We start from the raw sequence: 7,818 nt of genomic DNA on the forward strand, positions 1-7,818 counted from the left end.
GTTTGCTCATCGGTTTACGCCCCCAGCCTCCAGTCGGCCGCCTCTTCGCGCATGCGGATGAAGCGGCGGTAGATCCCGTCTTCACGCATGAGCTCGTCGTGCGTGCCGCGCTGCACGATGCGGCCGGCGTCCACGACGAGGATCTGGCCGGCGTTGCGCACCGTGTTCAGGCGGTGAGCGATGGTGACGAGCGTCTTGCCGCGCGTGAGCTCGCCGATCGCCTCCATGAGCAGATGCTCATTCTCGGGGTCGACGGAGCTGGTCGCCTCGTCCAGGATGACGATGGGCGCGTCCTTCATGATGGCGCGCGCGATGGATATGCGCTGCCGCTCGCCGCCCGACAGGTCGGCTCCGCCCTCTTCCAGCACCGTGTCGTAACCTTGCGGAAGGCGCTCGATGAAGTCGTGGCACCGTGCACGTCTCGCCGCGGCGACCACCTCATCGCGCGATGCATCCGGCCGCCCGAACCGTATGTTGTTCTCCACCGTGTCGTTGAACAGGTACACGTTCTGGAACACCAGGGATATGTGCGAAAGTAGGCTCTCCGCCGTGCCGTCGCGCACGTCCGCGCCGCCCACGCTCACGAATCCTTCATCGACGTCCCAGAACCGCGCGAGCAGGTTCACCAGCGTGGTCTTGCCCGACCCGCTTGGCCCCACGATGGCGCACGAGGTGCCCTCGGGGATGCGAAGCGTCACGTGGTCGATGACGCGCCGGTCGTCGTAGCCGAACGACACGCCGTCCATCGCCAGGTCGAACCCTCGCGGCGCAAGAGGCTCGTCGGTCGTGTCCTGACGCGGAACCGCGCACACCTCGTCCACGCGGTCGAGCTCGCCCTCTATCTTCTTAGTGAGAAAGGCGCCATTGTTCGCGCTGATCAGCTCGCCGTAGATCATGAACGCGGCGACGAGCAGCGTGAGCGCCCACGAGAGCGGCAGTCCACCCGTGAGGTACAGGGCGCACGCCGCGAACAGCACCGCGCAGCTCGCCAGATTGAACACCAGCGCATAGAGCTTGAGAATTCCCTGGGCCGCCTGCTCCTGACGGTAGTCGGCCAGGCGCTTCTGCTCGAAAGACGCCTTCGCCTCGGCAAGCGCCTCGTCGGGCGTGGCGAACGTGCGCAGCACCGCCATCCCGCGGGCGTACTCGATCACCTTGTCGGTCATGGCCTCCTGGGCGGCGGTTACCTCGCGCGTCACCGCGGTGGAGCGGCGGCGCAGCCATTCGAGCACCACGAGCCCCATGGCGATGCCCGCGAACGTGATGAACGCCACCGGCGGCGCGAACAGCATGAAATACAAGCTCATGATGACCGCCATCGCCACGCCGCCCGAAAGACCGGTGAGGCAGATGGTCATGAACTCCTCCAGCTGGTGCAGCGTCGTGGTGAGCGTGGTGGTGATGGCGGAAAGGCGCTGCTCGGAGAAATAGCCCATGGGAGCACCCTTCAGCCGATCGCCCACGCGCAGGCGCATGTCGCGGAAGATGTGGAACCCCTCGGCGTCCATCTTGATGTCCACGAGGTACTGGAAGATATACTGGCCCGCCACGCTCGCCAGCAGGATGCCCAGGCACTGCAGCGCCACGTCCACACCCATATGGTCACGATTCTCGAGCGCCCACCACACCGCGGCAAGCATCCCGGCCATGAAGAACGCCTTTAGGACGTTGCATACCATGCCAACAATGAGACTGCGTCGCGACGCAGGCGAGAAGCTTCCCGCCACGTCGAGTATGCGTTTTACGATGGCGAACATCTACCTCGCCTCCTCGGGGCGGATGGCCGCCCGGTCTTCCACGTTTTTGTCCGTGAGCACCCCTACCGCGCCCTGATGCTCGCGCCACATGCGGGCGTACAGCGGGCAGCTTTGCAGCAGCTCATCGTGCCGCCCGCGCCCCACGATGCGCCCTGCGTCCATGACGAGAATCTGGTCGGCGCCTGTGATGGTCGAGAGCCGGTGCGCGATGGTGACGAGCGTCTTGCCCTCCACCAGCTTGCTGATGGCGCGCTCAACCAGCGCCTCGTTCTCGGGGTCGGCGTAGGCGGTCGCCTCGTCCAAGATGACGACGGATGCGTCCTTCAGGATGGCGCGCGCGATGGTAATGCGCTGCCGCTCGCCGCCCGAAAGTCGATCGCCCGCCTCGCCCGCAGGCGTAGCGTAGTCCTGCGGAAGCTCGCTGATGAATCCGTGGGCGCCTGCGGCACGCGCCGCCGCCTCCACCTCGGCGTCGGTCGCGTCGGGCTTGCCCATGCGGATGTTGTCGGCAATGGAGCGGTCGAACAGGAACGTATCTTGCGCCACGTACGCGATGTGCTCCATGAGCTGTTCGAACGGGATGTCCTTCGCGTCGACCCCGCCGAATGTGATGTTTCCTGCGCTCGCATCCCAGAACCCCGCCATAAGCTTGGCGACGGTCGATTTGCCCGAGCCCGACGGCCCGACGATCGCCGTGATCGTTCCCGGTTCGGTGGAAAAGCTCACGTCGTGCAGGACCTCGGTGCCCTCATGGTAAGAAAACGACACTTCCTCGAACGCGAACGACTCGCCCTGTAGCTCCACGCGTTGCGTGGGGCGCGCAAGCTCGGGCTCACCGAGGAAATCCCAGACCACGTTCAGGCAGGCATCCATACGCGAGATCTGGCCTGCCGCCTGGGCGAACTTCAAAACGCCACCGATGAAGCCCAGAGGAATGACGATGCACACCATGAAGGCGGGAAGCGCAATCTGCCCGACGGAGAGCAGCCACACGCCAAGCGGCAGCGAAACGAGCAACGTGCAGGGCACGACCGAGCGCACCGCCGCCATCCACACCCAGCTCTGCCGGAACCACGCAAGCGTGGAGTCGTGGTATTCCGCCACGGCATCGGAGAACGACCCGTAGGAGGACGCCGTGCGCCCGAACGCCTTGATCACCTGGATGCCGTTGACATACTCCACGAGCGTGGAGTTCATGTTCTGCTCGCTTTTGATGTAACGCGCCATCTTGGGCTTGTAATCGCGCATCATGCCCAGGTAGAAGAGCACGCCCAAGGGGATCGTGGCGATGCCGGCGAGCCCCATGCGCCAGTCGACGGCGAACACGATGGTCATGGCGAGGATGGGCGCGAACACGTTGCTCGGAAGCTCCGGCATGAAGTGCGCGATGGCGTCCTCCAGCTGGTTCACGTTGTCCACGAAGCGGTTCTTGAACGTGCCCGTGGGCGTGTCGACGATGACGCCCATGGGCACGCGTGACATCTTCTCGGCCATCTGCTCGCGCATGGTGCGCAAAGCCTTGAAGGCGATGCCATGGCTGATCATCGACGATCGCCACGTGAGCACGAACTTGAGGATCTGCCCTCCTGCTGCAGCGAGTGAGAACAGAGCTGCCATTTCAAGCGTGAGCGTGCCTTCGATGAGACCGGCAGCCAGCAAGGCGACGACCACGTACGGGACCATACCCGCCGCCTCGCCCAAGCAAGCGAGGACAAGCGAGAGCACCATGCGCGCTTTATCGGGCCGCATGAAGTAGAACAGCTTCGAAAACGCGCTCGGACGCGCGGTGCGGTCAAGCGGAGTCACGTGACTCATGCCCCTTTCCTCCCTTCGTCATGCGCTGCCAGCTCAACCCTCCGGTCGCCCGCCAGCCGCGCTAGCATTTCATCGTGGGTGATAATCACCACTGCCTTTCCTTCCGCCGCAAGCCTACGGCACCACAAAGCCACCTCCCGCATGCCGCTCCCATCCAGTCCGCTCGTTGGCTCGTCGAGCACCACGAGCTCGGCGTCCGAGCAGTACGCTGCGGCAAGTGTCACGCGCTGCTTCTGCCCGCCCGATAGGCTGGCGGGGTGCCTGTCGGCAAGGTCTTTCAGGTCGAAGGCATCAAGCGCCTCCCAGGCACGCGCCTTCAAAACATCATCAACGCGTCGGCCAAGCACCACCTCGTCGGCGACGCTCCCCGCATACAGTTGATAGTCGGCGTCCTGCATCACGAAATAGCTCAGGTGCCTCCGCTCCCGCGGTGAGAGCGCTTTGCCGTCCCTGGTTATCAGGCCTTTCTGCGGGTGGGACGCCCCGACGAGAACCTTCGCAAGCGTTGTCTTGCCCGAACCTTTCCCCCCGCATACCACCGTCACAGCACCGCAGGGAAACTCCGCCGTCACGCCCCGAATGCCACGGCCTGTCGAGCGGTAGAGATACGTCACGTCCTCCATATGCCATGAGGTGGAACCGCAGCGGGAATCAAGTGATTCCGCTGGTCGTGCATTCGAATCGCGCGCGATGGTGATACCGGGATGGCGCAATCCGAATGCGTCGGCCTCTTCGCCCGGAAGCGCGGCGAACTCCTCCGCACTCCACCGCGACGCGACCTTGCCATCTCTCATGCAAAGGAATTCGTCGGCGACGGGCAGAAGCTTGTGGAGCCTGTGCTCCGACACCAGAATCGCCACGCCGCGCCGCTTGAGCTTGGCGAGAATGCTAACTAGGGCATCAGCACCTCCTGCATCCAGGTTGGAGGTCGGCTCGTCGAGCGCGAGAAACGACGGGCGACACGCGATAGCGGCTGCGATTGCGACGCGTTGTTTCTGACCGCTGGACAGTTCGGTAAGCTTCTCGGCAAGCAGACCTTCAACCCCGCACAGCCGTGCCGCCTCATGCACATGCTCAACGGCCAAAGCAGGGTCGACCCCGAGGTTTTCCAGCGAGAAGGCGATCTCGTCGCCGACCGTCCCCATGAAGAACTGGCTGCGGGGATCCTGCATGACCACGCCCATGGCCTCGGTCCTCCCGCGAGCGGAAAGCGAAAGGACCTCCGTGCCGCTCACCAGAACGGAACCCATACGCACTCCAGGGAAGAACGTCCCTGCCAATCCGTCCGCCAATCGCAGCACGGTCGACTTGCCGTCGCCCGACCTTCCGCACAGAACTGTGCAGGAGCCGGCGCGCACCTCGAAGGACACGTCCTCGACCCTGCTTCCTCCCGCATCGTCAGCAGATGCCGAATCCTCTTGTTCTGCCTCATCCACATAGCGAAACGAGACGTCGCAAAACGCGAGGGCTGTCGCCTCCTCCGCAGGCTTGCCGCATACGGGGTTTTCCTTGAGCGCATTGGATGATTCGAATTCGCCTGTCACAAAATCGCCCCCGCTCCGTAGATTCCCGCGCATACGACCGCGACAACGACCAAACACGCGGCATCCCTCCAGGTGAAGCCCACGTGGTAGACCGAGGTTCGTCCCCGACCGATTTCGATGCCGCGCAGCTCGGCGGAGGCGGCAAGCTCGCTCGAAAGCCTGAGCGAGCGCATGACGAGCGGCGTGTAGACGCATTCGTACGCCAACCCCGGATGACGCACGATGTCGAACGCATGAGGGAAGATGCCCCGCATGCGGATGCCGCGCACGATGGAGCGCGCTTCGAACGAGAGGACGGAGGCGAACCTGAACACCATGCACACGCCCACGAGAACCCGCTGGGGCAGCCTCCAACGGTCGAGCGCGCACATGATCGCCGAGGGTGACAGCGTGAACAGCGCGCAGCCCGCCGTGAACGGCGGGATCATGTGAAGGAAACTCACGAACAGCGCCCCGTACAGTCCGGAGAGCGGGAGGAAGCTCAGCCCGCACACAACGGTGAAGCTCGCGCACATCTTGAGCGAAAGGCGCGCCCTCCCGTTCGCCGCGAGGTACGCCGCGGCGAGCAGCTGCAGAAGCGCCGTCTCCAAAAGGCCGGTCACCAGCATCGCGGCGATGCCGACAACGAGAAACGACAACAGGTGCGTGCGCGGGTCGAGGCCGAACACCCCAGTTTTGATGTCGCACTTTTCCATGGTTAGGCGATCTTCGCCTTGCGCACGTGTTTCTTCAGGAACTTCGACCCGATGAGCCCTCCGACGATCGTGCCCGTGGCGAACATCGCCATCATGAGCAGGATCCACGGCAGCTCGGTGTACTGGGCCACCATTGCCGCCACGCCAGCCGCGTCGTAGTAGGTTCCCAACTGCTCCATATAGGCGTCCCTGAACAGCAGATACGGCATAATCCCGTAGAAGCCGAACGTCACCCAGTACACGATGTAGCCACCTACGACGCGCTTTATGTCGTGGTAGGAATCCTTCCCCCACATGACGAGCTCTCCGATAAGGGCGCCCACGACGGCGACGGGAGCGCAGTAGAGCCCTCCCATGAACGTGTAGAGCAGCCCGAATACCAGCGTCGAGCCCGCCAGCACGCCTCGCTTGCCGATGCGGTCCGCCATCACCACGTAGAACGGCGTGGCAAGCAGCGGGAATAGCCACGACCCCACGAAAAACGTGTTCTGGGGCGCCAGGACCATGTCCTCGATCATCTTCGCCACGATGGTCACCGCCATGATGATCAGGTTGAACACGACGAACGTCAGCACGTCGCGCGTGGTCCACCTGTTGCTTTTTGGGGTTGGAGCGTCTTGCGTCATCCGATTCCTCCTTATGTTCCCTGTCTAGTTAGCCATCTTTAACTCTTGGCTATAATGGACGAATAGGCAGAGTTCCAGTCTTCGCGAAAGCAAAAGCGGGACCCGATACGGAATGAAAGGGACGAATCGGGGAACGCCGCATTGAAACGAGGCGAAAGAAGGTCAGATGGAAAGCATAGAACGCGACCTTTACGAAGAGGCGTTCAGGGAATGGCACCTCGTGCCTTCCCGCGATGTCGGCAACTACGGTCCTGCGGGCACTTTGAGGGTTCTCGAAAGCGACATGGGGTCCGGGGAGTACTGGGCGTACTTTCGGGACAACCTCTTCGCTGTGAACGCGTTCAGGATGAGCTTCGCAAGGGAGTGGACCATGCGCTATCGATGCACCGAGCACCTGTGCTTGGGCTGCTATGACGAGGTTTCGGGCGTCGCGCAGCGCCGAGGGGCTCCGCTCGCCCCGGGCGCCATCACGGTGTATCTCGGCGGGGAAAACGAGGAGTACGAAGCGCGGTTCTCGGAAGGTTCCGTTGCCGTGGCGTCGTCGATCACCATCTCGCCAGATTATTATCGGGATTATCTGCAGAGTCGCTTCGGCGAAATAGAGGACGTCCGCAAGGCGTTTGCGGGCGTAGACGGACGGCGCGACCTTCCGGGGCTTGTCGACTTGCTTCGCAAGGCGCGTTCGTATCGAGGCGGGGGGATCGCGGCGGATCTGTTTTACGAAGGAGTTATCTCCGAATCTATCGCCCTCGTGATGGAGTGCGCAGCCCAGCCGAATGGCGGCAGGCCCAGAATGACCGAAGAGGACATGGCAGCAGTCGACTGGGCGTGCGCGTATATCGCTCGGAACCTTGGCGGCGATTTGTCGTGCACGCGGCTCGCGTCCGAACTGTATATGGGACAGACGAAGATGAAACGGCTCTTCAAGAAGGCGACAGGCCTTCCTCCAGCGTCCTACGTGGCGAGGGAGAGGATGAGGGAAGCCGAAAGGCTGCTCACTGAAACAGCGCTGCCCATCGCCGAGGTCGGCAGGGAAGTCGGTTACAGTAAGGCGGGAGCGTTCACCGAGGCGTTTCGCAGGCACAAGGGCTGTTCCCCCCAGCGGTTCAGGCAGGATCGTCTGTGAAAAGCGGGCGAGAAAGGCTGATGCGGCTCAGACACTGCCACATTCCTTCAATATCGAATTATCTTGTTGCAGCAAGCATGCCTTAACGAACCCCCAGCACGTTCAAACGCAGCAAACCGAAAACGACTCGTATGAATCACAGCCATTCGAGCTAGAGTAAACGATTCGGGATACCCGAAGAGCGGACGACGAACTAACTGCAAATCCTTTTTCCCTGCCCATTTTGACCACGATCTGCCTGCGGCGCCTGATCGC

General features: G+C 62.8%; 6 protein-coding genes. 1 reads left to right on the forward strand and 5 read right to left on the reverse strand.

Translation table 11 applies throughout. The features are described from left to right. Positions 1-14 precede the first annotated feature (14 nt). Genes GPA_RS06275 through GPA_RS06295 form a run of 5 tightly spaced genes read right to left on the reverse strand, consistent with a single transcriptional unit; the run spans position 15 to position 6,437 of the window. Entirely contained in the window at positions 15-1,757 is a 1,743-nt protein-coding gene (locus GPA_RS06275) for an ABC transporter ATP-binding protein (protein WP_015539331.1), read from the reverse strand. After that, positions 1,758-3,572 (reverse strand): ABC transporter ATP-binding protein, encoded by a 1,815-nt coding sequence (locus tag GPA_RS06280; protein ID WP_049784039.1) that lies wholly within the window; start codon positions 3,570-3,572, stop codon positions 1,758-1,760. Further along, positions 3,569-5,116 (reverse strand): ABC transporter ATP-binding protein, encoded by a 1,548-nt coding sequence (locus GPA_RS06285; RefSeq protein WP_049784040.1) that lies wholly within the window; start codon positions 5,114-5,116, stop codon positions 3,569-3,571. Before GPA_RS06285 ends, GPA_RS06280 begins: the two co-directional genes overlap by 4 nt. Beyond that, on the reverse strand, positions 5,113-5,811 hold the full coding sequence (locus GPA_RS06290; RefSeq protein WP_015539332.1) for an energy-coupling factor transporter transmembrane component T family protein: 699 nt from the start codon (positions 5,809-5,811) through the stop codon (positions 5,113-5,115). Before GPA_RS06290 ends, GPA_RS06285 begins: the two co-directional genes overlap by 4 nt. Before the next feature lie 2 nt (positions 5,812-5,813). Further along, positions 5,814-6,437 carry an MptD family putative ECF transporter S component gene (locus GPA_RS06295; protein WP_041239185.1) on the reverse strand — a complete coding sequence of 208 codons (624 nt, stop codon included), beginning with the start codon at positions 6,435-6,437 and terminating at the stop codon, positions 5,814-5,816. 166 nt (positions 6,438-6,603) lie between these two features. Here GPA_RS06295 and GPA_RS06300 point away from each other — a divergent pair, with 166 nt between their 5' ends. Next, entirely contained in the window at positions 6,604-7,563 is a 960-nt protein-coding gene (locus tag GPA_RS06300; RefSeq protein WP_015539333.1) for a helix-turn-helix domain-containing protein, read from the forward strand. The last annotated feature ends 255 nt before the right edge of the window (positions 7,564-7,818 follow it).

Source organism: Gordonibacter pamelaeae 7-10-1-b, from assembly GCF_000210055.1.
Taxonomy (GTDB): Bacteria; Actinomycetota; Coriobacteriia; order Coriobacteriales; family Eggerthellaceae; genus Gordonibacter; species Gordonibacter pamelaeae.